At 30.6% G+C, this 24,692-nt stretch carries 29 protein-coding genes; all 29 read right to left on the bottom strand.

Annotation, left to right across the window (positions count from 1 at the left end):
- Window positions 1–13: 13 nt before the first annotated feature.
- Entirely contained in the window at window positions 14–1,186 is a 1,173-nt protein-coding gene (gene iadA / locus CDLVIII_RS02375; RefSeq protein ID WP_009167857.1) for a beta-aspartyl-peptidase, read from the bottom strand.
- Between the two features lie 143 nt (window positions 1,187–1,329).
- Entirely contained in the window at window positions 1,330–2,211 is an 882-nt protein-coding gene (locus CDLVIII_RS02370) for a tetratricopeptide repeat protein (RefSeq protein ID WP_242835814.1), read from the bottom strand.
- A gap of 42 nt (window positions 2,212–2,253) precedes the next feature.
- A complete protein-coding gene (locus CDLVIII_RS31790) occupies window positions 2,254–2,577 on the bottom strand; it encodes a tetratricopeptide repeat protein (RefSeq protein WP_242835813.1) in 324 nt (107 codons plus the stop codon).
- A gap of 138 nt (window positions 2,578–2,715) precedes the next feature.
- On the bottom strand, window positions 2,716–4,335 hold the full coding sequence (gene ptsP, locus CDLVIII_RS02365) for a phosphoenolpyruvate--protein phosphotransferase (RefSeq protein ID WP_009167856.1): 1,620 nt from the start codon (window positions 4,333–4,335) through the stop codon (window positions 2,716–2,718).
- A 208-nt stretch (window positions 4,336–4,543) separates the two neighbouring features.
- The gene (locus CDLVIII_RS02360; RefSeq protein WP_009167855.1) at window positions 4,544–5,578 is read right to left on the bottom strand and encodes a ribonucleotide-diphosphate reductase subunit beta; all 1,035 of its coding nucleotides are present in this window, start codon (window positions 5,576–5,578) and stop codon (window positions 4,544–4,546) included.
- A gap of 212 nt (window positions 5,579–5,790) precedes the next feature.
- On the bottom strand, window positions 5,791–8,022 hold the full coding sequence (locus tag CDLVIII_RS02355; protein ID WP_009167854.1) for a ribonucleoside-diphosphate reductase subunit alpha: 2,232 nt from the start codon (window positions 8,020–8,022) through the stop codon (window positions 5,791–5,793).
- Window positions 8,023–8,215: 193 nt separating this feature from the next.
- Window positions 8,216–9,571 carry a HAMP domain-containing sensor histidine kinase gene (locus tag CDLVIII_RS02350; RefSeq protein ID WP_009167853.1) on the bottom strand — a complete coding sequence of 452 codons (1,356 nt, stop codon included), beginning with the start codon at window positions 9,569–9,571 and terminating at the stop codon, window positions 8,216–8,218.
- Window positions 9,543–10,235, bottom strand: coding sequence for a response regulator transcription factor (locus tag CDLVIII_RS02345; RefSeq protein ID WP_009167852.1), 693 nt, complete (start codon window positions 10,233–10,235; stop codon window positions 9,543–9,545). The genes CDLVIII_RS02350 and CDLVIII_RS02345 overlap by 29 nt, the downstream gene beginning before the upstream one ends.
- Window positions 10,236–10,299: 64 nt before the next feature.
- Entirely contained in the window at window positions 10,300–11,055 is a 756-nt protein-coding gene (locus CDLVIII_RS02340; protein WP_009167851.1) for a hypothetical protein, read from the bottom strand.
- 38 nt (window positions 11,056–11,093) lie between these two features.
- The gene (locus CDLVIII_RS02335; RefSeq protein WP_009167850.1) at window positions 11,094–11,651 is read right to left on the bottom strand and encodes a Fe-S-containing hydro-lyase; all 558 of its coding nucleotides are present in this window, start codon (window positions 11,649–11,651) and stop codon (window positions 11,094–11,096) included.
- Between the two features lie 24 nt (window positions 11,652–11,675).
- Window positions 11,676–12,518, bottom strand: a complete 843-nt coding sequence (locus CDLVIII_RS02330) for a fumarate hydratase (RefSeq protein ID WP_009167849.1) — start codon at window positions 12,516–12,518, stop codon at window positions 11,676–11,678.
- Window positions 12,519–13,023: 505 nt separating this feature from the next.
- A complete protein-coding gene (gene cwlD / locus CDLVIII_RS02325; RefSeq protein WP_009167848.1) occupies window positions 13,024–13,686 on the bottom strand; it encodes an N-acetylmuramoyl-L-alanine amidase CwlD in 663 nt (220 codons plus the stop codon).
- A 469-nt stretch (window positions 13,687–14,155) separates the two neighbouring features.
- Window positions 14,156–14,458 (bottom strand): hypothetical protein, encoded by a 303-nt coding sequence (locus tag CDLVIII_RS02320; RefSeq protein WP_009167847.1) that lies wholly within the window; start codon window positions 14,456–14,458, stop codon window positions 14,156–14,158.
- Between the two features lie 490 nt (window positions 14,459–14,948).
- Entirely contained in the window at window positions 14,949–15,341 is a 393-nt protein-coding gene (gene rpsI, locus CDLVIII_RS02315) for a 30S ribosomal protein S9 (protein ID WP_009167846.1), read from the bottom strand.
- Between the two features lie 26 nt (window positions 15,342–15,367).
- Entirely contained in the window at window positions 15,368–15,802 is a 435-nt protein-coding gene (gene rplM, locus CDLVIII_RS02310; protein WP_009167845.1) for a 50S ribosomal protein L13, read from the bottom strand.
- A gap of 151 nt (window positions 15,803–15,953) precedes the next feature.
- Complete coding sequence (truA, locus tag CDLVIII_RS02305) at window positions 15,954–16,688, bottom strand: tRNA pseudouridine(38-40) synthase TruA (protein ID WP_009167844.1); 735 nt, start codon at window positions 16,686–16,688, stop codon at window positions 15,954–15,956.
- Window positions 16,689–16,703: 15 nt separating this feature from the next.
- A complete protein-coding gene (locus tag CDLVIII_RS02300; protein WP_009167843.1) occupies window positions 16,704–17,510 on the bottom strand; it encodes an energy-coupling factor transporter transmembrane component T in 807 nt (268 codons plus the stop codon).
- 8 nt (window positions 17,511–17,518) lie between these two features.
- A complete protein-coding gene (locus CDLVIII_RS02295) occupies window positions 17,519–18,388 on the bottom strand; it encodes an energy-coupling factor transporter ATPase (RefSeq protein ID WP_009167842.1) in 870 nt (289 codons plus the stop codon).
- The gene (locus tag CDLVIII_RS02290; protein ID WP_009167841.1) at window positions 18,373–19,224 is read right to left on the bottom strand and encodes an energy-coupling factor transporter ATPase; all 852 of its coding nucleotides are present in this window, start codon (window positions 19,222–19,224) and stop codon (window positions 18,373–18,375) included. The genes CDLVIII_RS02295 and CDLVIII_RS02290 overlap by 16 nt, the downstream gene beginning before the upstream one ends.
- A 230-nt stretch (window positions 19,225–19,454) precedes the next feature.
- Complete coding sequence (gene rplQ, locus CDLVIII_RS02285) at window positions 19,455–19,796, bottom strand: 50S ribosomal protein L17 (RefSeq protein WP_009167840.1); 342 nt, start codon at window positions 19,794–19,796, stop codon at window positions 19,455–19,457.
- A 12-nt stretch (window positions 19,797–19,808) separates the two neighbouring features.
- Window positions 19,809–20,756 carry a DNA-directed RNA polymerase subunit alpha gene (locus tag CDLVIII_RS02280; RefSeq protein WP_009167839.1) on the bottom strand — a complete coding sequence of 316 codons (948 nt, stop codon included), beginning with the start codon at window positions 20,754–20,756 and terminating at the stop codon, window positions 19,809–19,811.
- 102 nt (window positions 20,757–20,858) lie between these two features.
- Window positions 20,859–21,479, bottom strand: a complete 621-nt coding sequence (gene rpsD / locus CDLVIII_RS02275; RefSeq protein WP_009167838.1) for a 30S ribosomal protein S4 — start codon at window positions 21,477–21,479, stop codon at window positions 20,859–20,861.
- A 30-nt stretch (window positions 21,480–21,509) separates the two neighbouring features.
- On the bottom strand, window positions 21,510–21,905 hold the full coding sequence (gene rpsK, locus CDLVIII_RS02270; RefSeq protein ID WP_009167837.1) for a 30S ribosomal protein S11: 396 nt from the start codon (window positions 21,903–21,905) through the stop codon (window positions 21,510–21,512).
- Window positions 21,906–21,920: 15 nt separating this feature from the next.
- Window positions 21,921–22,289 carry a 30S ribosomal protein S13 gene (gene rpsM, locus CDLVIII_RS02265; protein WP_009167836.1) on the bottom strand — a complete coding sequence of 123 codons (369 nt, stop codon included), beginning with the start codon at window positions 22,287–22,289 and terminating at the stop codon, window positions 21,921–21,923.
- A 213-nt stretch (window positions 22,290–22,502) separates the two neighbouring features.
- A complete protein-coding gene (gene rpmJ, locus CDLVIII_RS02260) occupies window positions 22,503–22,616 on the bottom strand; it encodes a 50S ribosomal protein L36 (RefSeq protein ID WP_003156543.1) in 114 nt (37 codons plus the stop codon).
- Between the two features lie 57 nt (window positions 22,617–22,673).
- Window positions 22,674–22,892, bottom strand: a complete 219-nt coding sequence (gene infA, locus CDLVIII_RS02255; protein WP_002582630.1) for a translation initiation factor IF-1 — start codon at window positions 22,890–22,892, stop codon at window positions 22,674–22,676.
- Between the two features lie 7 nt (window positions 22,893–22,899).
- Window positions 22,900–23,181 (bottom strand): KOW domain-containing RNA-binding protein, encoded by a 282-nt coding sequence (locus CDLVIII_RS02250; protein WP_009167835.1) that lies wholly within the window; start codon window positions 23,179–23,181, stop codon window positions 22,900–22,902.
- Window positions 23,182–23,268: 87 nt separating this feature from the next.
- Window positions 23,269–24,018 (bottom strand): type I methionyl aminopeptidase, encoded by a 750-nt coding sequence (gene map / locus CDLVIII_RS02245; protein WP_009167834.1) that lies wholly within the window; start codon window positions 24,016–24,018, stop codon window positions 23,269–23,271.
- The gene (locus CDLVIII_RS02240; RefSeq protein WP_009167833.1) at window positions 24,018–24,668 is read right to left on the bottom strand and encodes an adenylate kinase; all 651 of its coding nucleotides are present in this window, start codon (window positions 24,666–24,668) and stop codon (window positions 24,018–24,020) included. The genes map and CDLVIII_RS02240 overlap by 1 nt, the downstream gene beginning before the upstream one ends.
- Window positions 24,669–24,692: the final 24 nt, after the last annotated feature.

Raw genomic sequence — 24,692 nt, 5'->3', positions numbered from 1 at the left:
AAATTTCTCTTATCTATTCAAAAAAACCCTTAACAATAACCTCCCCATCTTCCATCATTTTTCTCCCTTTTGCAATAACCGTATCTATATCCAAAGAGTTTTCATCAACCATTACAAAATCTGCATCTTTTCCATACTCTATAGTTCCTTTATTCTCAAACTTTAATACCTTTGCTATATTTGAGGTAACTACTCTAATTGCATCTTCTATTGGAACCTTTTCTTCCTCAATTGCAAATTTAACCTCTCTATATAAAGTTGATACGGAGCAAACTTTATAACCAATTAATTTTCCTTTGTCATCAAATTCTGGCATACTTCCATTTCCATCTGAAGAAAAGGTTATGTGTTCTATAGGTAAGTTTTTATCTATGTATTTTTTCAAACCCTCACCAGCTCTAAGCTCTCCTTCGCTTAGGTTATTCAAATCGCAGCTCGTCGTCAAGTCTATAAAACCACCTTTTTTTACATACTTTATCCCTTGTTCAAAAAGTTTTCCATTTCTGTTAATATGAGTTGGCAGCAATTGTGTTGCAGGAATTTCTGTTTTATCAACCAAATCAAAAACATAATCTAATCCTCTATCTCCTTCTCCTAAATGAATATTAACAATTCCAGCTTTATTTGACAATAATCCTCCAACTCTACTTTGCGCAGCTAAATTCGCAAAACTTTCAAAACTAGGCTGAGAACTTCTATTATCTGAGAGAGCAATTTCGCCAACACCAATTATTTCTTCAATCAACATTATATCTTCCTTTATTGAACCAGTTACTGTTTTCACTGGCACATCATAAGAACCTGTAAAACAATACGCTGAAACTCCGTCTTGTCTCAAAGCTTTTACTTTGGCTATTAATGCTTTCCTGCTTCTACATACTCCATCTGTTCCAATACAACCAACCACTGTTGTTATTCCAGCTTTAATCAAACTTGATAAAGAAACTTCAGGTGTTCTTGTATTATATCCTGCCTCACCTCCAGCTCCTATAATATGAACATGGCAATCTATAAATCCTGGAAAAACTAACTTATTTTCCCCATCAATAATTTCAATATCAATTAATTCATTTTGAATATTTAATTCATCATATATTCCGCCAATCTTATCTCCAACTATTAGTATATCTTTTACTCCAAGATATTTTGGTGCGTATATTTTACCACCTTTAATTATTGAAATCATATTCTCACCTATCCTTTTAATTAAAATTCTCTTAAAATATTATTAACTTCATATTTATCTTATCCTAATATTTAAGTTAATATAAAAAGAATTATACTTTTAAATTCTTTTAAAAGCATAATTCAATTCATAAAAAATTATTATTAACTTTTTAATATATCACTAATTTTATCATTAACATATATAGAGTGTGGAAAATCAGTCATTAATTTATTCGCATAAACTTTACTCTTTTCTTTATCTGTAGAATTACTTATCAATGCTAATTCATATAATGCTTCCTCAGTATAGACTCCTTTGGGATACTGTTTGTAATACTCCTCCAGTTGAGCTATTGCACTCTCATTATCCGATAAATTATATGAAGTACTTCCTCTATAAAATAAAATATGTTCTTTTATACTACTTCCTTCACAATATGTATATGCTTTATCAAATGAAACCTTAGCAGATGAATAATTGCCTTGATTAAAACTGCTTAATCCATCTTCATAAAACTTTCCTATTCCTTTATCCCTTATTAAATGGACAGCTTTATTATAAACATCCATATCATCAGTACTTAATGACTCTTTTTCAACATTTCTTAATTGCTCATATAATCCATCAAAATCATTACTGGCAATTGATATATTTAATTTTTCTATATCAAAATTTGTATCTGGCTCACTCTTTGCTGAATCTACAATATTTTGTTCATTTTGTGTATCTTTTTCGTTATTTTCTTCTAGCGCTATACTGGGTTTATCTTCTTGCACAATACCAGATAAGTTTCTATTTTTATATTTTGATATAAATAAATATCCTCCAACCGAAATTATTAAAATTAAAAATATTATTATTCCTATGCTAATACTTTTGGGGAACCCTATTGAGTTCATGTCTATTCCATCATCTTTTAATTCTTTTTCAATAACTTTTGCTGTAACTTCATTTTTATCAACACTCAATGCCTTATCCAAGTATTCCTTTGCTTTTATAAATTCGCCCTTCTTCTGATAACACATTGCAATTCCAATATTCACCTTAATTAAGTTAAAATCACTTTCTGCACATATTTTAAATAACTATAAGGCTTTATCAACTTTAAATTGTTCCAGCGCTTCTTCTCCTCTTTTATATAGCTCTAATCTATTCTCATCAGTTATACTATCCTCTATATAACTCCTTGCAATATCATCATTATTTAAATCAGAATTTATTTTCCATACTGTAACTGCATCACTTAAATTACCCATTTGATACAGTAACAGTCCCTTAAAATTTAATACTAATGGACTATCTAACCCTTCTGATAATATTTCCTCACATAATTCTAACGCCTTATCTATTCTCCCCTGCTCATAATAATTCATAGCCTTATCATAAGTTTTTCTAGATTTTTTTTCCATAAATATATCCTTACCCCTGTTAATATTAAATATTACTTACTTTCTAGTATATTACATTATGTATATACTTTACAATTAAATATTAAAATAAAAGGCTATCTTAACTAATTAAGATAACCTTTTATTTTAATATTTATATTATTCTTGCTCTATCATTATTTTCTTAGCATTTAGGATTGATGTAGCACTCATTGAGAATTCATCTAATCCATATTCAACTAATGTAGCGATAGCTGCTTCATCTCCAGCCATTTCTCCACACATTCCAACCCATTTGCCATGCTTATGAGCTCCATCTATAGTCATTTTTATTAGTCTAAGTACAGCTGGATGCATTGGATTGTAAAGGTATGAAACCTTCTCACTCATTCTATCAGCAGCTAATGTATATTGAATTAAATCGTTTGTTCCTATTGAGAAGAAATCAACATGTTTAGCTAATTCATCTGCATAAACTGCCGCTGCTGGAATTTCAACCATGATACCCCATTGGATACTTTCTGAGTATTCCTTACCTTCTGCCTTTAATTCTGCTTTACATTCTTCAACAACTTCTCTTGCTTGTTCAAACTCTTGCAATCCTGAAATCATTGGGAACATAACTGCAAGATTTCCAAATACTGAAGCTCTAAGTAAAGCTCTTAACTGAACCTTAAATATGTCTTTTCTATCTAAACAAAGTCTAATTGCTCTATAACCTAAAAATGGATTCATTTCTTGTGGTAATGGTAAGTATGGAAGTGTTTTATCTCCTCCGATATCTAAAGTTCTTATAACAACTTGTTTGCCTTCCATTTTCTCTAAAACAAATTTATAAGATTCAAATTGTTCTTCTTCTGTTGGAGCACTGTCTCTATCCATATATAAGAATTCTGTTCTAAATAATCCTACACCGTCTCCACCATTTGCTAAAACTCCAAGAACATCTTCTGGTTTACCAATGTTACCACAAACTTCTATTCTTCTACCAGACTTTGTAGTTGTCTTAACATCTATTAATTTCTTTAATTCTTCTTGTTCTGCTTGGAATTTTTCTTTTTTAGTTTTATATTCTGCTAAAACTTCATCTGAAGGATTTATTATTACGTCTCCTGTTAACCCGTCAACTATAACTGTATCCCCTGTTTTTATAGAAGTTGTTATATCTCCTAATCCAAGTACAGCTGGAATTTCTAATGTTCTAGCCATTATAGCAGCATGTGAAGTTCTTCCACCTATGTCTGTTATAAATCCTACAACCTTAGTTCTATCTAATCCTGCAGTATCAGATGGTGTTAAATCGTGTGCTACAACTATTGTATTACTTTCTGTAATTGCAAAAGCATCTCCACCTTTACCTGCAAAGTTTGAAAGAATTCTCTTAGATACATCTTTAATATCTGCAGCTCTTTCTCTCATATATTCATTATCCATAGATTCAAATATAGCAACGAAAGTGTTTGTAACGCTTTCAATAGCTTTTAATCCGTTTACATTATTGTTTTCAATTTCTGTCATCATTGCCCCAGTAAACTCTGGATCATCTAATAGTGTTATATGTGCTTCAAACACAGCTGCCTTTTCCGCACCCATTTCTTTTTCTGCCTTAACCTTAATAGCTTCTAATTGATCTCTAGAATCGTCTAGTGCCTTTTGCATTTTTTCTTTTTCTGCACTTATATCACTAATTTTAACATCACTAATAACGATTTCTTCACTTTCTTGCAAAAATGCCTTTCCTATTGCATAACCTTTAGAAGCAGCAATACCTTTTTTCATAATATGGAACTCCTCCTTGATTGTAAATTTTATTATAAAATGATATTATTTACATTTTACTATGTTTATTATCATATTTTTAGTATTAACCTTTTATATTATAACATAATTAGTGAAAAATTTAACGTATTAAAATTATTTTTTTATGATTTTTACTAAAAAAATATAACCATATTTATTTTTCATCTGTTTTTTCCATTTTTCTAGCTTAAAGATCATCGACTAAACTTGCAACTTTTGCGTACGCAGTAGATCTTGCTTCAAAGAAATCTGTTTTAACAGAGTTTGCATTCGATGAAGCATCTACCCATAGAGCTGGATTCTCATTATATCCATCAAACAAAGGCTCTAAATTTATTTCTTTTAATCTCTTATTACCTAAATATTTTATATAATTTTCAATTGTTTTTTTATTTATTCCGCGTATAGCATCACCTATAACATAATATCCCCATAATATTTCTTGCTCCACCCCAACTTTCATCATTTGTCTTAATTCATTTTTCATTTCCTGTGTAAATAACTCTGGGTTTTCACCCTGTAATTCCTTTATGATATTTCTAAACAACCAAAGATGGGTATTTTCATCTCTATTTATATATCTAATTTCCTGAGCTGACCCTGGCATCTTACCATTTCTCTCTAAGTTATAAAAGAACATAAAACCAGAATAAAAATAAATACCCTCCAAAATATAATTAGCCATCAATGATTTTAACAAATTATGCTCTGTTGGATTATTTATAAATTCATTGTACAGATCTCCTATGAATCTGTTTCTGTTTAATAAAACTTTATCGTCCTTCCACTGATAAAGTATTTCATTTCTTTTTTCAGGAGCACATATACTGTCAAGCATATAGCTATAGCTCTGTGAATGTACTGCTTCTTGAAAACTTTGTATTGTTAAACAAAGATTTATTTCACTTGCAGTGATGTAATTATTTATATTACTTAAATTCGCTGTTTGAATAGAATCTAAAAATATTAAGAAAGATAATATCTTATCATATGCAGTTCTCTCTTCATCCAATAAATTTTGATAATCCTTTATATCCTGTGAAAGATTAACTTCTTCTGGTATCCAGAAATTATTCATTCCTTGCCTATACCAATCAGCTGCCCAGGTGTACTTCATATTATTAAAATCATTTAAATTTGTAGTATTTCCATTTATAAGTCTTTTTTTGCCGATTTCTCTATCCCCTAGTTCATTAAATAATAGTTTTTTATTTATACTCATATAGTTTCTCCTATTCTATATTTATTCAAAGAACTTATCTAATACGCTTATACTTTTTATAATTCTTAAATAAATCTGACTCGCATTCGCTCGCTGAGCAAGTTCGAGAGGCCAAATATAAAATTTGGACTCTATAAAGGAAACTCGACTCGCATTTGCTCGCTGAGTAAGTTCGAGTTGCCAAATGTAAAATTTGGACTCTCACTTATCACTTAGGCTGAACAAGTTTCACATTCTGTTACTTCAAGAGATTTTGATCTTACATAATAGATTGACTTAACACCACTTTTGCAGGCCTCTATATATAAATTCATAATCTGTCTCATTGTATAATTACTTGTTATATATAAATTGAATGATTGACCTTGATCTATATGTCTTTGACGTATTCCATTTATTTTAACTGACCATGTCTGTTCTATATTATATGCTGAATTATAGTACCAATAGTTATCTTCTGAAAGATTTGGCGCTGTTTTAGGAATTATGCTTCCTTTTTTCTCTTCTAAATAAAATCGGGCCATAATTGGATCTATTCCTTCTGAGGTTCCTGCAATAGTTGCCGTTGATCCATTTGGTGCAACAGCAATTAAATAACCGTTTCTCATGCCAAATTTTTTAACATCAGCTTTTAATTCATTCCATTTATCATCATTGTAGTTTCTAAGTTCAAAATAATCACCATTTTCCCAATCAGAACCTTCAAATACCTTATAGACGCCCTTTTCCTTTGCTATTTTCATACTGGATTTTATTGCGTAATAATTAATTCTTTCATAAACTTGATCCACAAACTTTTTATGTTTTTCCTCTGTCCAATGTATCCTATTATTAACAAGCATATGATGATATCCGCTTGTTCCAAGACCTATAGCTCTATATTTCTTATTTGTAATTTCAGCAAAAGGAACTGAATAATAATTTAAATCAATAACATTATCCATTGCTCTTATCTGAGTTTCTATAACAAACTCCATCTCCTCATTGTCTAGTACATCAACATTACCGAGTACAATTGAAGAAAGGTTGCATACAACAAAATCTCCAGGCATTACTTTCTCAACTACACTATATTCATCATTTTCACTTAATATTTCACTTTTCTGTATTTGAGCTGGGCTCATATTTTGCATTATTTCAGAACACAGATTTGAAGAATATATCATGCCTTTATGTTTGTTAGGATTCATCCTATTTGCAGTGTCTCTATAAAAAGCAAATGGTGTTCCTGTTTCGGCAACACTTTTTATTATTAGTCTTACTAGATCTTTTACTGATATTACTCTTTTTTCTATTCTATTATCATTTACACACTCATAATATTTCTCTTCCCACTCTGAGCCATAAAAATCTTCTAATGCATATCCTTTAACATTCTTAATTTCATACGGACACATCATATACCAATCAGCATCTATATTATTTTCAGCAAGTCTCCAAAATAGATCTGGATAACATATACCTGGAAATACATCATGTGCTTTCTTTCTATCGTCTCCATTATTAGTTCTTATCTGAAGAAATTCTGGAATATCCTTATGCCATGCATCAAGCCATATGGCAACAGAGCCATTTCTAACTCCTAATTGATCTACTGCTATTGCCGTATCATTAAATAATTTCACCCATGGTATTATTCCTCCTGATGCTCCTTTGAATCCTCTAATTGGAGAGCCTAATGCTCTAATTTTTCCCATATAGATTCCCATTCCTCCACCAAACTTAGATACCTTTGCAAAGTTATCAAGAGATTTATATATGCCTTCCAAACTATCCTCTACAGAATCTATAAAACACGAACTTAACTGATAGAATGGTTTTCTTGCATTAGACATTGTTGGTGTTGCCATAGTTGCTTTAAGTAAACTCAACACATTATAAAACCTTTTTGCCCAATATACTCTATTTTCTTGCTTTTCTGGAATTGCAAGATGCATTGCTATTCCCATAAACATTTGCTGAGGAAGCTCTATAGGATTTCTATCATAATCTTGAATTAAATATCTCTTTGCCAAAAGACTTATTCCACTATAGTTAAACAAAAAGTCTCTGTCCGGCTTAATTTCTTTTTCTAATTCTAAAATCTCAGCTTTAGAGTAATTCTCTAAAATATATTTTCCATAAAGCCCTTCGTCCGTTAATTTCTTAATAAATTCATAGAAATTATTATATAATTCACTCTCATTAGCTAATTTTCTGGTACTTTTAACCCTTTCATAGAGAGTGTGAGTATACACTCTACTTGCTGCATACTGCCAGTCAGGCTCCATATCTGTAGTTAATTCCAATGAAACTTGAACTAATGCATCTCTTATTTCATTAGTACTCATTTCCTCTTTTATAAGATCACTTAAAGCTGTCATTAACCTCTTCTCAGTATAGATTCCATCCCTGTCTTCAATTTTACTTATAGCATCCTTACACAATTGTTCTAATGCCGACATTTTTCATTCCTCCACCACATATTGTATCTTTTGCATATAAAGCAAACCTTATACACAATATATTGTATATTATAATTCTTGAACTATTAATTTGTAAAACTCTAAAATTTATAGATATGCATAAAAAAAGCAGTTAATCTTAATTTTTCATAGATTAACTACTTAATTGATATATTTTATTCATTAAGATTTATTATCCCTTATTTATAGGAAGTATTAGATAAATTTTAAACATATCTCCTTCTTTTTTTATGTTAACTTCCCCACCATGAAGTTCAACTATACTTTTTGTTATTGCTAGACCTAATCCAGAGCCTTCAACCTTTGAATTTCTTGACTTATCACCCCTTGCAAATCTTTCAAACATTTCATCTTCTCTAAAATTCATTTCATAATTTGCAATATTTTTTACGCCAATCATAACATAATCATCTTCCATATCTACATCAATGTATACTCGGGTATTATCCAATGAATATTTAATTGCATTAATTATTATGTTCTCTATGGCTCTGGACATCATCTTTCCATCCAGTTCCATATATACAGCATCTTCTTTACTTGTCACTTTAAAAGAAATATTTTTTTCTTCATATAATGTACTATATTCCCCTACCCCTTGATGTATTAATGATAATATATCTATCAGCTCTCTATTTAACTTAATCTTTCCGCTATTAATTTTGGACATTTCAAATAGATCTTCAATTAAAACTTTTAACTTCAAAGATTTTCTTTCTAATATTGATAGATATTCTTCCCTCTCCTCTTCTGTTATATGACCATTTTTTAATATATTTACGTAATTTATTATAGACGTCAATGGTGTTTTTAAATCGTGAGATACATTAGATATCAGCTCAGTCTTTAGTTTCTCATTATGTACACCATTTTCTAGAATTTCTTTATATCCTGCTTTTATTGAATTAATGTTTTCAGCTAATTCCTTTACTGCTGGAGATCCATCAAATTTAATATCCTCTTGCAAATTTCCTTCACTGACTTTTTTAAGCGCATCATTGACAACTATTATATCTAATGTCTTTTTTAATGCGTACATTATGGTAAAGAAAAGTATTATGATTACAAATACAGTTCCTTTGAAAGGATATGTCTGAAAAAACTTTACAAATATATTGTTTGTATAACCGCCAGTTGCAAGAAAATACAAATAAGTTATTAGTAATATTAATGCTACAGTTATAGATATTAGTAAAGCATTTCTAGTTTCTTTATAATGAAATCCATTTTTAATTACAAAAATCATATTTTTAGCAAAATTAGATTGGATTTTTGGTGACTTTGGATTCTTCTTTATTATAAAGACAATCTTAGTAATAAAACTTACATATACAATAAGTGATATTATTAAATTAGGTTGATTATTTCTAATCTCATTAATCGCTAACTCATGCTGCACTCTATTTATCTGTATATAGTCACCTAAAGCTGAAAATAAGATTAATGTTATTAATACTACAATTATTATATCAATGGAATAAATACCATTAATATATTCCTTAATCTTCCTTTTCAATCTTGTATCCAATTCCCCACACCACCTTAATATATTCAGGCTCTTTTGTGTTTATTTCTATTTTTTCTCTTATTCTTCTAATATGCACTGTAACAGTATTTTCACTTTTATAGAATATCTCTTCCCATACATTTTCATATATCTCTTTTATGGAGAATACCTTTCCTAAGTTTGAAGCTAATAAATGAAGTATTTTATATTCTGTAGCAGTCACTTTGATTTCTTCTCCACGCAAGGTAATTTTTTTAGCAATAGTATCAATAACTAAGTCCTTGACTTTAATTATATCTTTTCCTTCTTCAACGCTTAGTGGTTTTTCATATCTTCTTAATTGTGATTTTACTCTAGCAACTAATTCTAAGTGATTAAATGGTTTTGTTATATAATCATCCGCGCCAACATTTAACCCCAATATCTTATCCGAGTCTTCACCTTTTGCAGATAACATTATTATAGGAAGGTTTTGGCTTTCCCTAATTTTTAAACAAGTTCTTATTCCGTCAAGCTTAGGCATCATTATATCTAATATGATTAAATGTATTTTTTCTTGTTCAAGAATATCTAATGCTTCTAAACCATCTTCTGCTTTAAATACTTTTAAATTTTCTCCCCTTAAATATATTTCAATAGCATCTCGTATTTCCTTTTCATCATCAACTACCAATACGTTAAACATATCAATTCCTCCTAAAGTCCATCACCTTAATATTATAATCTATTATTTCTATGAACTTATCCTTTTAATTATATACTGCCTTTTTAAACTCTTCTGAATTTTTAACTGGATCAAAATCATGCTCAGTCTTTGCCACTTCTTTCACTCCTGTATCCATCTGCATCGCTTTATTTAAATAGGTCATTGTATTTATTACGTCACCTTTCCTCCCATAAATAGATGCAATACCATAATAAGTCCACTCATAATCCTCAACTTCCAAATCTTTATTATACCATTCTAATGCTTTATCAAAATTTTCATATAACTCATATGTAAGTGCTTTATTAAATCGTGCATAACCATAATTACTATCAATACTTAGGGATTTATCTATATCTTTCATCCCACCATCATAATCTCCATTATAGGCTTTTGCAATTCCTCTTATATTATATCCCATTGCATTGCTAGGGAACTCGTTTATAAGTAAATCTGCCTTATTAATTGCATCTGCGTAGGTATGAGAAAAAAATGAAGTATATGCTTCATTATATAATTCATTTTCTCTATCTGAATATTTTTCTTTTTCATCTTTTGCAGCATTATTATTTATTTTATCACTATCGTCACTAATTTTCTCAACATCATCATTAATTTTTGTTTCTCCCATATTAGAAGGTGATATTATTTCTTCTTGCTCTTCTTTTTTATTTCCTAAATTCTCTTTATTCATTCTTTCTAACTTATCATAAACTATTACTACTATTGCCAGTACTATCAAAACTGCCAATAGTATTCTCTTATATTTGTCTTTTCCTGGCAACTTAATTCCAAACATATAGTACTCCTTCTTTTTAGAAACCTTATCTGAACTTCCTATTTACTCGAGTCTAGATACTCCTGCTGTCCAATCTCATATAAATTGTTTCCTTCTGCATCTATAATAACAACTAATGGCATATCTTTTACTTCCATCTTTCTTATAGCTTCAGCACCTAAGTCCTCATATGCAATTACTTCAGACTTTACAATACTCTTCCCAATTAATGCAGCTGCTCCACCTATAGCACCAAAGTAAACTGCTTTATTTCTCTTTATTGCCTCTATTACCTCAGCATTTCTTGCACCTTTACCAATCATTCCTTTTAACCCTAGGTCCAGTAACGTTGGTGCATAAGCATCCATTCTATAACTAGTTGTAGGCCCTGCTGAGCCTATTACCTTTCCTGGTTTTGCTGGTGAAGGTCCAACATAATATATAGTCTCATCCTTTATATCTAAAGGTAGCTCTTTTCCATCATTCAATAATTCTATCAGTCTTTTATGTGCGGCATCTCTAGCAGAATAAATTACTCCACTTAATAAAACACTATCCCCTGCCTTTAAGTTTAATATCTTATCTTCTGTAAGAGGTGTTTTTAACTTAATCTCCATTACTATCTTCCTCCAATATTATAGTTATATTATCACTTCTTTATGTCGTGTAGCATGGCAATTTATATTTACTGCAACAGGTAATCCTGCTATATGTGTCGGGTAAGTTTCAATGTTTAATCCTAATGCGGTAGTTTTTCCTCCAAATCCTTGTGGTCCTATACCTAATTCATTTACTTTTTCTAATAATTCAACCTCTAATTTTTTATAAAACTCATCTTTATTTCTTATATTAATAGGTCTAAGTAATGCCTTTTTAGCAAGATAAGCAGCCTTATCAAAGGTTCCCCCTATTCCAACACCTATAACCATTGGCGGACATGGATTAGGTCCTGCTGCTCTAACTGTATCTATTATAAACTTTTTAACACCATCTAATCCATCAGATGGCTTTAACATTCCTATTTTACTCATATTCTCTGATCCAAAACCTTTTGGCGCTAAGGTAATCTTAACTTTATCTCCATCTACTATATCATAATAGATTATAGCTGGTGTATTATCTTTTGTGTTTACTCTCCTTAGTGGATCTTCTACAACTGACTTCCTTAAAAAGCCTTCCTCGTATCCTCTTCTCACACCTTCGTTAATAGCATCTTCAAGTCTTCCTCCGATTAAATGTACATCTTGTCCTACTTCAATGAAAACACATGCCATTCCTGTATCTTGGCACATTGGCATTTCTTCATTACTTGCAATTTCGGAGTTAATAATTATTTTATCTAAAACTTCAGTTGCAAGTTTCCAAGTTTCTTCCTTCTTAGATTTCAATAATGCCTCTTTAATATCTGTCCCTAAAAAATAATTTGCTTCAATTGCTAATTTTTTCACTGCATCTCTAATAAGTTCAACATTAACTTCTCGCATCACTAACAGCTCCTCTTTCCATTACTTATCGTTATTGCTAGAGCTATTTTTATAAGATCATATTCTTATCGTAGCTCTACTCTTATTACTACATATAAGTTTAAAAGTATTCCTTGTTATTTACAACCCCAAATAGATTTATTTGTATTTAAAATATATATTGTAAGCTTAAAACTGAAATTATATGTTAATTCAAGCTATATGTAGATAAATATTACACTATAATTTCATATTAAATTATATTTTTATAATACCAGCTTTCATATTTATTCCTTCTTAATACTATACTTTAATATAAATATTTATATCGCAAAGAGGTGAAATTATGAATAATAATTATTTAAATAAAATCCTTACAACTATCATTTATTTCTTAACTATTATCCTAATATGTTTAATTTTATATAATCTATTTTTAATAATAGACAAACTTTATTATTCATCTCAATCACCTCGAAATAGCTTGCAGGTAAGCCCTATTCATATGAAATCAAGAGATTAAGAACTAAGAACTTTTACTTTCAAAGTACTTATTAACACCACTTGCTATACCTTTTGCAATTTTAATTTGATGATCATCTGTTTTTAATCTCTGCTCCTCCTCATAATTAGATAAAAAACCACATTCAACAATGACGCAAGCTCCTTCATATCCATCTCTCAATATTCTATATTGTTTTTCAGCCGCCTTAGCAACTCTTTTGTTTTTATCATCTATTGTATCTTTCAATGAATTTTGAATATTTTCTGCTACAAGCTTACTATTATCATTAGCTGCATACCAAACTTGTGCTCCAAAGCAGCTACTTTGTGGAAACATATTCTGATGTATAGAAATAAATACATCACACTTAGTATCTTTCTTCATCTGACATCGTGCATTTAAATCCTTAACCTTTTTAGCATCTAACTCAGTATCTCCTTCCCTTGTTAAGTAAACTACATATCCTGAATCTTCTAACTCTTTTTTTAATTTTTCAGATATCATCAAATTTATATTTTTTTCTATAGTTCCATTTTTAGATCTTGCTCCTCCATCAATTCCTCCATGGCCTGGATCTATTAATATTATCTTTTGTTCTTTAGTTTCTTCTGAATTAGCTTTCATTGGAACTCCAAATATCAAACAACATATGCAAAATAATATAACTACCTTTTTAATTCTCATTAATTTTCTCCTCCAGATTATTAACATCATTTACTCTATATTGTTTGCTATATAATTCTATTTATTCAGATTAATTTTTAATAATTTAACCTACTTTATTCTTTATTATTTTTCATATATATATGTTACAATGCACATTCCACAACTAAAAATTACAGCTAAAATTCTTACAATATTTCTAGAATTATAATTAAGAATTATTTTTGCAACATATATAAAATCAGAAGCATCCGTAAAAAAAGGTTGGTAGCTCTGCACATCTAAGGTTTTGTTCTTATTATTACTTCCTGTCTTTTCCGTAATTATCTACATAATAAAAAGCCACTAATTTTTACTTACTAGCAGCTTAAAACTTATTTCTCTTTAATCCCATCTTCTAATTCTTGAACTAATGCTTTTTTATATTTATAGTATTATTTCTGGCAATGCCTTATTTAATACTATTGATATATAGGATTTGAATTGACTATCAGTAACTTTTAATTCTTTTTGTAACAACATCATTTTTAATACCTATAATTTCATCTGCAATATATTTTAATTCTCCTAATGTAAATAACTTACATACAATATCACTTTCATTGGTACACGGAAATGTCTTTTTAAGTTTTGGATCTTTTAAATCTGGTTTCACTACACAATTAAATACTAATTCTTTAAATGCTGCCACCATGTCCTTTTTTACTAACGCATCAATTTTACGTTTCACTTCTGAATTTGGTTCTATTATTGAAACACCTATTCCTAATCTAGATATATATATTTCTTCCACAATCTTTGCCCTCCTAAAGTCACACTAATCTATTTAATTTAATTATTTTTTCTTCCAATATATTCCACATCATTAAATTATATATATTTTTTTCACAGAATGCAACCTATATGTCTATTTCAACAATGTAGCATACTTTATTTCACTTTACAGGTTCATCCTGTTTCTATTAGATCTAAAACAAAATGATTCAGTGTAAAACTGGCTCATCATATACTATAGTTAATATCCTGTGATATTATATTACGTCTACGGAAGGTAATATAATCATGTAAATTGCATCGTAAAAGAAGAAAAAAATAAAGCTATAGACATAGAAAACAAGATTATGATAAGCTAAATAAAAACAGAATCGAAAAAATACAATAATACCTTTAAGTAAAAAATAGTACTCTTAATAGAAAAAGGAATAAGTAATGAGTTTTAATATATTTTTACATAAAAAAATCCCACAAATACTTGATTTGTGGGATTTCTGAAACTCCAAATATTATCTCTTTGAGAATTGTGAAGCTTTTCTTGCTTTTTTAAGACCGTATTTCTTTCTTTCTTTCATTCTTGAATCTCTAGTTAAGAATCCAGCCTTCTTTATTTCTGTCTTTAAAGCTTCATCAGATTTAACTAGTGCTCTAGCAATACCGTGTCTGATAGCTCCTGCTTGACCTGTAAATCCACCACCGTGAACATTTACTAAAACGTCAAACTTATCCTTAGTTCCTGTTAGAACTAATGGTTGGTTTACGATAACTCTTAATGTTTCTAAACCAAAAAATTCTTCTATTTCTCTTTTATTTACAACAACCTTACCATTTCCTGGTACAAGTCTTACTCTTGCAACTGATTTCTTTCTTCTTCCAGTTCCCATGTATTGAACTTTTGCCATTTCTTATTCCTCCTCCCGAGATCGTATTAGTATCTTAATTCTAGTACTTCTGGTTTTTGAGCTGCATGATTATGTTCAGCACCTCTATATACGTTTAGTTTCTTTAACATTTGTCTTCCTAATACACCATTTGGAAGCATTCTTCTAACAGCTTCTTCAAAAGCGAATTCAGGTTTCTTATCTAATACTACTCTATATGGAGTTTCTTTTAATCCGCCTGGATAAAGACTATGCTTTCTCATTAATTTTTGATCTAACTTCTTACCAGTTAAAACTACTTTTTCTGCGTTAATTACGATAACGAAGTCTCCGCAGTCAACGTTAGGTGTAAATATTGGCTTATTTTTACCTCTTAAAATTGAAGCAACTTGGCTAGCAACTCTACCTAGTGGCTTACCAGCAGCATCAACAACATACCATTTTCTTTCGATTTCACTTGCTTTAGCAATGTATGATTTCATCTGTTTCCCTCCCTGAACTTACATTAATTCTTTACTTCTTATAAGTAAAATTTTTTATGTCAAGACCCGGGGCTAGTGGATCTTATATACATAAACGATTTAACAAACAAACCTAATTATAATACACGGATGCGGGTGTGTCAACATCTTTTTAATAAAAAACTTTTTCTAGTATTAATCCATTTGGCGGCACACACATTCCTGCACGTTTTCTATTTCCTTCTATTATTATATCTTCTATATCTTCTACTTCTAATTTCTCATTTCCGACCTTTATTAAGGTTCCTACTATTATTCTTACCATATTATATAAAAAACCATCAGCTGTTATAAATATCTTTATTTTTTCTCCGTCTTGTTCTATATAAAGTTCTGTAATTGTTCTTATAGTAGTTTTTATAGAACTCCCCGGAGACATAAATGCCTTAAAATCATGCTTACCTATAAAATAATTACAGGCTTTTCTCATTTTATCTACATCTAACCTATACTTATAATGATATAAGTATTGATGCCCCAAAGATAATCTTTCACTTCTATTCACAATTGTATATGAATATGTTTTACCTTTTGATGAGTATCTAGCATGAAACTCTTGATCCACTTCTTCTGATTTGATTATAGATACATCCTCTGGTAACCTTGTATTTATAGCCTCTCTAAACTTATCTCCAGGTATTGTGCTATCAGTGAAGAAATTTGCAACCATTTCCCTTGCATGGACTCCTGCATCAGTTCTAGAACTTCCATTAATCTGAATTTCTTCGCCTGTTGCTTTATATATAGCTGTTTCTATTACCTTCTGAACAGTTCTTCCCTTAGGCTGCCTTTGCCATCCACAAAAGTTACTCCCATCAAATTCAATTATTAATTTTATATTTCTCATTTATATCCCTTAATCCTATGTTAATATAAATCTAACTGTCAAGCACCATAAAAACAGTAATCCGGATATAGCAAATGATATTGTATCCCTAGATGAAAACTTTAATACTTTCATTCTAGTTCTTCCTGCTCCACCTCTATATCCTCTTGCTTCCATAGCCATAGCTAACTCATCAGCTCTTCTAAACGAACTTATAAATAACGGTACTAATAATGGTACTAAACTCTTAGCTTTCTTTATGATTCCACCTGATTCAAAATCAGCGCCTCTAGCCTTCTGTGCCTTCATTATCTTATCCGTTTCATCAATTAATGTAGGGATAAATCTTAATGCTATCGTCATCATCATAGCTAATTCATGCGCTATTTCTTTTCCAATTGGCTTAAGTAGCTTTTCAATTCCATCTGTTAATTCAATAGGAGATGTAGTTAATGTTAGTAATGATGTTCCTACTATTAATAAGACTAATCTTATAGCCATAAATATTGCTGTATTCAATCCTTCTGGATATACTTTTAAGAAACCCATACTAAATATTTCAGTTCCTTCTGCACCTCTAACCATAAATATATTTAAAATAGCAGTTAGAGCAATCAATAAAAAAACAGGTTTTAATCCATTAAAAATAAACCTAAATGGAATTTTTGCTACTAGAATTATCGCAAGCAAAAATACAACTATAGCCGTATATCCAATAAATTTGTCTATAATAAATAGGCACACAATAAAAAATATAGATATTAAAATCTTCGTTCTAGGATCTAACTTGTGAATAAACGATTCACCCGGCAAGTACTGCCCTATTGTGATATTCTTCAACATAGTCTTGTCTACTCCTCTCTTACCTTATTTTTATTTAGAATGGACAAGAGTTCTTTCTTAGCTTCTTCTATTGTAAATACATTATCTGAAATATTAAAACCCTTCTTCCTTAACTCCCTAACCAAATATGTTACCTGCGGTACACCAAGACCTATTTCTTCAAGCATATCAATTTCCTTAAATACTTCTGCCGGTGTTCCTTGTAATGCTACTCCGCCATGATTCATTACAATAACTCTTTCCGCAATTTTTGCAACATCCTCCATACTATGGCTGACTATAATTATTGTCATATTATAGTCTTTATGTAACTTACTTATTTGATTTAAAATATCGTCTCTACCTTTAGGATCTAGGCCTGCTGTAGGCTCATCTAAAATTAAAGTTGTAGGTTTCATAGCTATTACACCAGCTATGGCAACTCTTCTTTTTTGACCTCCGCTCAAATCAAATGGCGATTTATCCTTATATGTTTCGTAGTCAAGACCAACCATTTTCATAGATTCAATCACTCTATCTTTAATTTCTTCATCAGAGAGTCCCAAATTTTTAGGTCCAAATTCAATGTCTTTAGCTATAGTCTCTTCAAAAATCTGATATTCTGGATATTGAAATACTAATCCAACTTTTTTCCTAATATCAATTAATTTAGCGCTCTTACTTGTAATATCTACTCCATCTACAATTATTTTTCCGCTAGTAGCTTCTAATAATCCATTAAAATGCTGAATTAATGTTGATTTACCTGAACCAGTGTGCCCAATTAGTGCCACAAATTCCCCATCTTTTATCTCTAAAGATACATCATTCAAGGCAATCTTTTCAAAAGGGCTTTTAGGCGCATATATATGTGTTAAATTTTCTACTTTAATTGACATAATTCATTCACCATCTCATCTACATTTAATATTTTTTCATTTATATTTATTCCTGCCTTTTTTAATTCATAAGCTAATTCTGTTACCTGCGGAACATCTAATCCTATCTTTTTCATGCGCTCTACCTGTGGGAATATTTCTCTTGGCGTACCTTCCATCATAACACTTCCACCATCCATTACTATGATTCTATCTGCTTGTGCAGCTTCATCCATATAGTGAGTTATTAGAACTATAGTAATACCATGTTTCTCATTAAGATCTCTAATAGTTTTTAGAACCTCTTTTCTTCCTAGTGGATCTAACATGGCTGTTGGTTCATCAAAAATTATACATTCAGGTTGTATGGCAAGAATTCCTGCTATTGCAATTCTTTGCTTCTGTCCTCCAGATAAAAGATGTGGTGCATGCTTTTTATACTTGCTCATCCCAACTTTTTCTAAACTTTCATCAACTCTTTTTCTTATTTCTGATGGCTCAACTCCTAGGTTTTCAGGTCCAAAGGCTACATCCTCTTCAACTATTGTAGCAACTAATTGATTATCTGGATTCTGAAATACCATTCCAGCTTTAGACCGAATATTCCATACATTATCTGGATCAGTTGTATCGAGTCCATCGACAACTACTGTACCTTCTGTAGGTACTACCAATGCATTCATATGCTTAGCTATTGTTGATTTTCCTGATCCATTATGCCCTAATATAACTAAAAATTCACCTTTTTTTACACTTAAATTGACATCCTTTACTGCATACTTTTCTTCTTTAACTCCATCTGAGTCTTTTATATATTTAAAAGATACATTTGTGCATTTTACCATTGCATCACTCATAGTAACCCTCCATGATGTTTTATTGTTAATATATTATACAAATGTCTTATACCAATGTATAAATTACTACATTAATAGTTTAATTATATATCAAAATTTCATACGTTCAATAAAAAGCGATTTTTTTAATAAACTAATAAAAAACCTCTCTATAATATATTAATCTCATTTTTATTTTTATATGTCAAAATAGGGATTAAGTCTAAACCTAATCCCTATTAGAAATTGTATTATACTAATTCAAGTATTACTATCTCAGCTCCGTCCCCTCTTCTAGGACCTTTTTTAATCATTCTTGTATATCCGCCATTTCTTTCAGTATACTTTGGAGCTACATTATCAAATAAATTCTTAACAACTAATTCTTCTTGAACATAAGATAAAACTTGTCTTCTAGCATGAAGATCTCCTCTTTTTCCAAGAGTAATCATTTTTTCTGCTATTGATCTAGTTTCTTTAGCTCTTGTTTCAGTTGTCTCGATTTTACCATGTTTTAATAGACTAGTAACAAGATTTCTTAGCATAGCTCTTCTTTGGTCTGTAGGAAGACCTAATTTACGATGACTTGCCATGGATTTACCTCCTTACTCCTCGGTTAGTTTTAGGGCTAAACCTAATTCTTTAAGCTTTCTTTCAACTTCTTCTAAAGATTTCTTTCCTAGATTCCTTACTTTCATCATATCATCCATAGATTTTGTAGCAAGTTCTTGGACTGTATTAATTCCGGCTCTCTTTAAACAGTTATATGATCTAACTGATAAGTCAAGTTCTTCTACAGTCATTTCTAGGACTTTTTCTTTCTTATCGTCTTCTTTTTCTATCATTATTTCAACATCATTGGTATTATCTGTTAATGACATGAATAATTTAAAGTGTTCAATAAGTATTTTTGCTGATAAACTAATGGCTTCATCTATTTTTATAGTTCCATTAGTCCAAATTTCTAAAGTTAATTTATCATAATCAGTAATTTGACCAACTCTTGTATTATCAACAGTAAAATTAACTCTTTTTACTGGTGTATAAATAGAATCAACTGCTATAGCTGAAATTGGTAATTCTTCACTCTTATTTTTATTTTGAGTGACATATCCTCTTCCCTTATTAACTGTTAATTCCATATAAAGTCTTCCATCGTTATCTAAAGTTGCAATATGTAAATTCTTATTAACAACTTCAACATCTCCATCAGTCTTTATATCAGCTCCAGTAACTTCACCTGGTCCTTTAGCATCAATATAAATAACTTTTGGACCTTCACCATTCATTCTTAGAGCTAATGATTTAATGTTAAGAATTAATTCAGTAATGTCTTCTTTAACTCCTTGAACGGTAGAAAACTCATGAAGTACTCCATCAATTTTGACAGAGGTTGCTGCAACTCCAGGAAGAGATGATAATAATATTCTTCTTAGGGCATTTCCTAATGTAATACCATATCCTCTTTCTAGTGGCTCAACAACATACTTACCATAAGTACCATCTTCATTAGCTTCTATACATTCTATTATTGGCTTTTCGATTTCTAACATTGACAAACCCTCCTTATATTATAAATGGCAACCTTATTATGAGGGCAACTGATTCTATATTTGCATATATTGTGATAAATTTCTCTAACAAATATAAATATATTATTTACTGTATAACTCAACAATAAGTGTTTCGTTAACAGGCACATCTATATCTTCTCTTGATGGCTCTGCAACTACCTTTCCTTCATAGTTATCAACATTAGCTTCTAACCATTTTGGTAAAGTCTTTGGATTTTCAACAAAAGTCTTGAACTTTTCACTTGATCTGCTCTTTTCGCATACAGTAATTACATCATTAACTGAAACATTGTATGAACAAATATCAACTTTCTTACCATTTACTAAGAAATGTCCATGAGTTACTAATTGTCTAGCCTCATTTCTTGATGCACCATAACCTAATCTATAAACTACGTTATCAAGTCTCATTTCTAGTAATCTAAGTAAGTTTTCACCTGTAATACCTTTTATATGCTCAGCTTTTTCATAATATGTTCTAAATTGGCCTTCTAATATGCCATAAATTCTTCTTGCTTTTTGCTTTTCTCTTAATTGAACACCATAGTTCGATACTTTCTTTTTGTTTGACCCATGTTGCCCTGGTGCATAGCTTCTTCTAACAAAAGCACATTTATCTGTAAAACATCTATCACCCTTAAGGAAAAGTTTCATACCTTCTCTTCTACATAATCTACATGTAGCGCCAGTATATCTTGCCATTAAATTACACCTCCTATTACTACGGTTATATTAGACTCTTCTTCTCTTTGGTGGTCTACAACCATTATGTGGTATTGGAGTAACATCTTTTATTAAAGTTACTTCTAATCCTGCTGCTTGTAAGGATCTTATAGCTGCTTCTCTTCCTGAACCAGGTCCTTTAACATAAACCTCTATACTTTTTAAGCCGTGTTCCATTGCTACTTTAGCTGCAGTTTCTGCTGCCATTTGAGCTGCAAATGGTGTACTCTTTCTTGATCCTCTAAAGCCTAGTGCTCCTGCACTTGACCATGATAAAGCATTTCCTACTGCATCTGTTAAAGTAACTATTGAATTATTAAAAGTTGACTTAATGTGTGCAGCACCATGCTCAACATTTTTTCTTTCTTTTCTTCTTCTAGTCTTCTTTACTTTTTGAGCTGCCATTATCTTCCCTCCTTACTATTTCTTCTTATTAGCTATAGTTTTCTTAGGACCTTTTCTAGTTCTTGCATTAGTCTTAGTTTTTTGTCCTCTTACTGGAAGACCTCTTCTATGTCTAATTCCTCTATATGATCCTATTTCTACTAATCTCTTGATATTTAAAGCGACATCTCTTCTTAAGTCACCTTCAACCATTAAATTTTTGTTGATATAAGTTCTGATTTCGTTAACTTCATCTTCTGATAAATCCTTAACTCTTGTATCTGGATTAATTCCTGTTGTAGCTAAGATTTTTTGTGAAGTTGATAATCCTATACCATATATATAAGTTAAACCTATTTCAACTCTTTTTTCTCTTGGTAGGTCAATACCTGATATTCTTGCCATTAAAATTTACACCTCCTGATAATTGAAATGTATAACAGATTTTATATTTTTATATTTATAATAAAATTCTAGGTCAATAGAACCATTCCATTGCCAGCCGCCCTAAAATTTATTTTTGATTAATTAAACGACTATATAATCATATTTGACTTTTGCTGAAATGTCAATATTATTTACATTTATTTTAATGCAGATAATATTGTAAGTTGATCATTAGCCTTGTTTTTGCTTGTGCTTAGGATTTTCACAGATTACCATTACTTTTCCTTTTCTTCTGATTACTTTGCACTTTTCACAAATAGGCTTAACTGATGGTCTTACTTTCATAGCTAACCCTCCTCATATTACTTTTGTAGTAGATCTTAAATGTAAGTTATATCTACTTTATTTTGCTCTCCACGTAATTCTACCTCTCGTTAAATCATAAGGAGAAAGTTCCACTGTAACTTTATCTCCTGGTAAAATTCTTATGAAGTTCATTCTTAATTTACCTGATATGTGTGCTAGAATCTTATGGCCACTCTCAAGCTCAACTTGAAACATAGCATTTGGTAAAGATTCTAGGACTGTACCTTGCATTTCTATAACATCATCTTTTGACATAAGGTAATCAACCCTCCTTAACAATGCCTCTAAGTTTTAGGAATCTCTTAATCTTTAAATCAGTACTCTTATCGCATAATTGTATTAATGAAAACAATTCATTATCTACATCTTCTAAAATACTTAAGTGTTTAATCTTTTTCTTCTTAGGCATATCAATTAACTTTGTATCCCCATTTGCTAGTAATACATAATTATTATCTATCTGCCTAACAACAACATATAAGTAATCTCTATCTCTTCCTGCTTTTGAAAGTACTACTTTTCCAATCAAGTCATTGTTTTGCAAATTTTTCACCTCTATGATTACCTTAGTATAAATTAACACTACCACAATGGTATTATGCAAATTTATAACTAAGCAACACTCTTTTTTCTACTTAATCAGTGTTAATATTTCAGGTCCATCTGATAAAATTGCAACTGTATTTTCATAATGCGCTGATAAAGAAGAATCTGCGGTTACAACTGTCCATCCGTTTTTCAACGTTTTTACCTTATAGGTACCCGCATTAATCATAGGCTCTATTGCTAATACCATACCTTTAAGCAACTTTGGCCCCTTACCAGACTTACCGAAATTAGGTACATTAGGATCTTCATGAACCTTTCGCCCAATCCCATGCCCTACAAAATCTCTTACAACTGAGAAACCTGCTGCTTCTACGTAGCTTTGTATTTCATGTGATATATCAGTTAATTTATTTCCTTCTCTAGCGAATTTTATACCTTCAAAGAAACTTTCCCTTGTTATATCAATTAATTTTTGAGCATCTGCAGAGATATTTCCAACAGGAAATGTTCTTGCTGCGTCCCCATGAAATCCATCAAAGAATGCCCCACAGTCGACACTAACTATGTCCCCTTCTTTAAGAACATACTCTCCTGGAAATCCATGTACTACCTGCTCATTTACTGAAATACACAGTGACGAAGGAAAACCATATAAGCCTTTAAATGAAGGTTTTGCTCCATGCTTAGTTATAAATTCTTCTGCTATTCTATCTAAATCTGCAGTTGTCACTCCGGGTTTTACTTCTTCTTCAAGCAATAGCAATGTTTCTCCTACTATTCTACCTGCTTTTTTCATTATGGCTATTTCATCATGATTTTTTATTATAATCATTACTTATTGTTCCCCAGTATTTCACATATGCCTCTGAAAACATCATTTATAGCTTTTGTGCCATCTACTTCTGAAAGCAATTGTTTTTCAGAGTAAAATTCAACTAATGGTTGTGTTTCTCTTTCATATACATCAAGTCTTTCTTTTACAGTATCAACCGTATCATCTTTTCTTTGTATAATCTCACTTCCACACAGGTCACATTTTCCTTCATTTGTTGGAGGATTGAATTTAACGTGATAACTTGCTCCACACGATGGGCAAACTCTTCTACCAGTCATTCTTTCTAAAATGAATTCATTAGGTACCTTTATTAGTAATGCAGTATCTAATTGTTCGTCTCTCTCTATAAGAAAGCTGTTAAGAGCATCAGCTTGAGCCACAGTTCTAGGAAAACCATCCAGTAAATATCCAACCTTACAATCTTCCTGTTGCAATCTATCCTTAACCATGTTAATTGTTACTTCATCAGGAACTAACTGTCCGTTATCCATGTAACTCTTTGCTTCTATTCCTAGAGGAGTGTTTTCAGAAATGTTTTTTCTAAAAATATCTCCCGTAGAAATATGTGGTATTGAATATTTATTACTGATTGACTTAGCCTGTGTTCCCTTTCCAGCTCCTGGAGGTCCTAGTAATACTATCTTCACTGGCTTCATCTCCATTTATTCTAA

Source organism: Clostridium sp. DL-VIII (genome assembly GCF_000230835.1).
Classification (GTDB): domain Bacteria; phylum Bacillota; class Clostridia; order Clostridiales; family Clostridiaceae; genus Clostridium.
Note: the sequence above shows the minus strand (reverse complement) of the source record. Positions and strands in the feature narration are given on the sequence as shown.

Bases quoted from the DNA above. Each gene is read 5' to 3' on its own strand.
- rpsD (WP_009167838.1), bottom strand. From the start codon at position 21,479: ATGGCAAGATATACTGGCGCTACATGTAGATTATGTAGAAGAGAAGGT.
- CDLVIII_RS02300 (WP_009167843.1), bottom strand. From the start codon at position 17,510: ATGTTGAAGAATATCACAATAGGGCAGTACTTGCCGGGTGAATCGTTT.
- rpmJ (WP_003156543.1), bottom strand. From the start codon at position 22,616: ATGAAAGTAAGACCATCAGTTAAGCCTATTTGTGAAAAGTGCAAAGTA.
- iadA (WP_009167857.1), bottom strand. From the start codon at position 1,186: ATGATTTCAATAATTAAAGGTGGTAAAATATACGCACCAAAATATCTT.
- rplQ (WP_009167840.1), bottom strand. From the start codon at position 19,796: ATGGCAAGTCATCGTAAATTAGGTCTTCCTACAGACCAAAGAAGAGCT.
- rplM (WP_009167845.1), bottom strand. From the start codon at position 15,802: ATGAAATCATACATTGCTAAAGCAAGTGAAATCGAAAGAAAATGGTAT.
- CDLVIII_RS02295 (WP_009167842.1), bottom strand. From the start codon at position 18,388: ATGTCAATTAAAGTAGAAAATTTAACACATATATATGCGCCTAAAAGC.
- CDLVIII_RS02355 (WP_009167854.1), bottom strand. From the start codon at position 8,022: ATGTCGGCATTAGAACAATTGTGTAAGGATGCTATAAGTAAAATTGAA.
- CDLVIII_RS02360 (WP_009167855.1), bottom strand. From the start codon at position 5,578: ATGAGTATAAATAAAAAACTATTATTTAATGAACTAGGGGATAGAGAA.
- map (WP_009167834.1), bottom strand. From the start codon at position 24,018: ATGATTATAATAAAAAATCATGATGAAATAGCCATAATGAAAAAAGCA.
- rpsM (WP_009167836.1), bottom strand. From the start codon at position 22,289: ATGGCAAGAATATCAGGTATTGACCTACCAAGAGAAAAAAGAGTTGAA.
- rpsI (WP_009167846.1), bottom strand. From the start codon at position 15,341: ATGGCAAAAGTTCAATACATGGGAACTGGAAGAAGAAAGAAATCAGTT.
- CDLVIII_RS02290 (WP_009167841.1), bottom strand. From the start codon at position 19,224: ATGAGTGATGCAATGGTAAAATGCACAAATGTATCTTTTAAATATATA.
- CDLVIII_RS31790 (WP_242835813.1), bottom strand. From the start codon at position 2,577: ATGGAAAAAAAATCTAGAAAAACTTATGATAAGGCTATGAATTATTAT.
- CDLVIII_RS02345 (WP_009167852.1), bottom strand. From the start codon at position 10,235: ATGTTTAACGTATTGGTAGTTGATGATGAAAAGGAAATACGAGATGCT.
- ptsP (WP_009167856.1), bottom strand. From the start codon at position 4,335: ATGAAAAAAGGTATTGCTGCTTCTAAAGGTTATGCAATAGGAAAGGCA.
- rpsK (WP_009167837.1), bottom strand. From the start codon at position 21,905: ATGGCAGCTCAAAAAGTAAAGAAGACTAGAAGAAGAAAAGAAAGAAAA.
- CDLVIII_RS02280 (WP_009167839.1), bottom strand. From the start codon at position 20,756: ATGTTAGAAATCGAAAAGCCAATAATAGAATGTATAGAAGCTAATGAA.
- infA (WP_002582630.1), bottom strand. From the start codon at position 22,892: ATGTCAAAAGATGATGTTATAGAAATGCAAGGTACAGTCCTAGAATCT.
- CDLVIII_RS02335 (WP_009167850.1), bottom strand. From the start codon at position 11,651: ATGGAGATTAAGTTAAAAACACCTCTTACAGAAGATAAGATATTAAAC.
- cwlD (WP_009167848.1), bottom strand. From the start codon at position 13,686: ATGAGAATTAAAAAGGTAGTTATATTATTTTGCATATGTTGTTTGATA.
- CDLVIII_RS02330 (WP_009167849.1), bottom strand. From the start codon at position 12,518: ATGCGAGAAGTTAATGTTGAACTTATTAGAGATGCAGTGAAAAAATTA.
- truA (WP_009167844.1), bottom strand. From the start codon at position 16,688: ATGAGAAATATAAAATTAATAATTGAATTTGATGGGAGTAACTTTTGT.
- CDLVIII_RS02340 (WP_009167851.1), bottom strand. From the start codon at position 11,055: ATGTTTGGAATTAAGTTGCCAGGAAAAGACAAATATAAGAGAATACTA.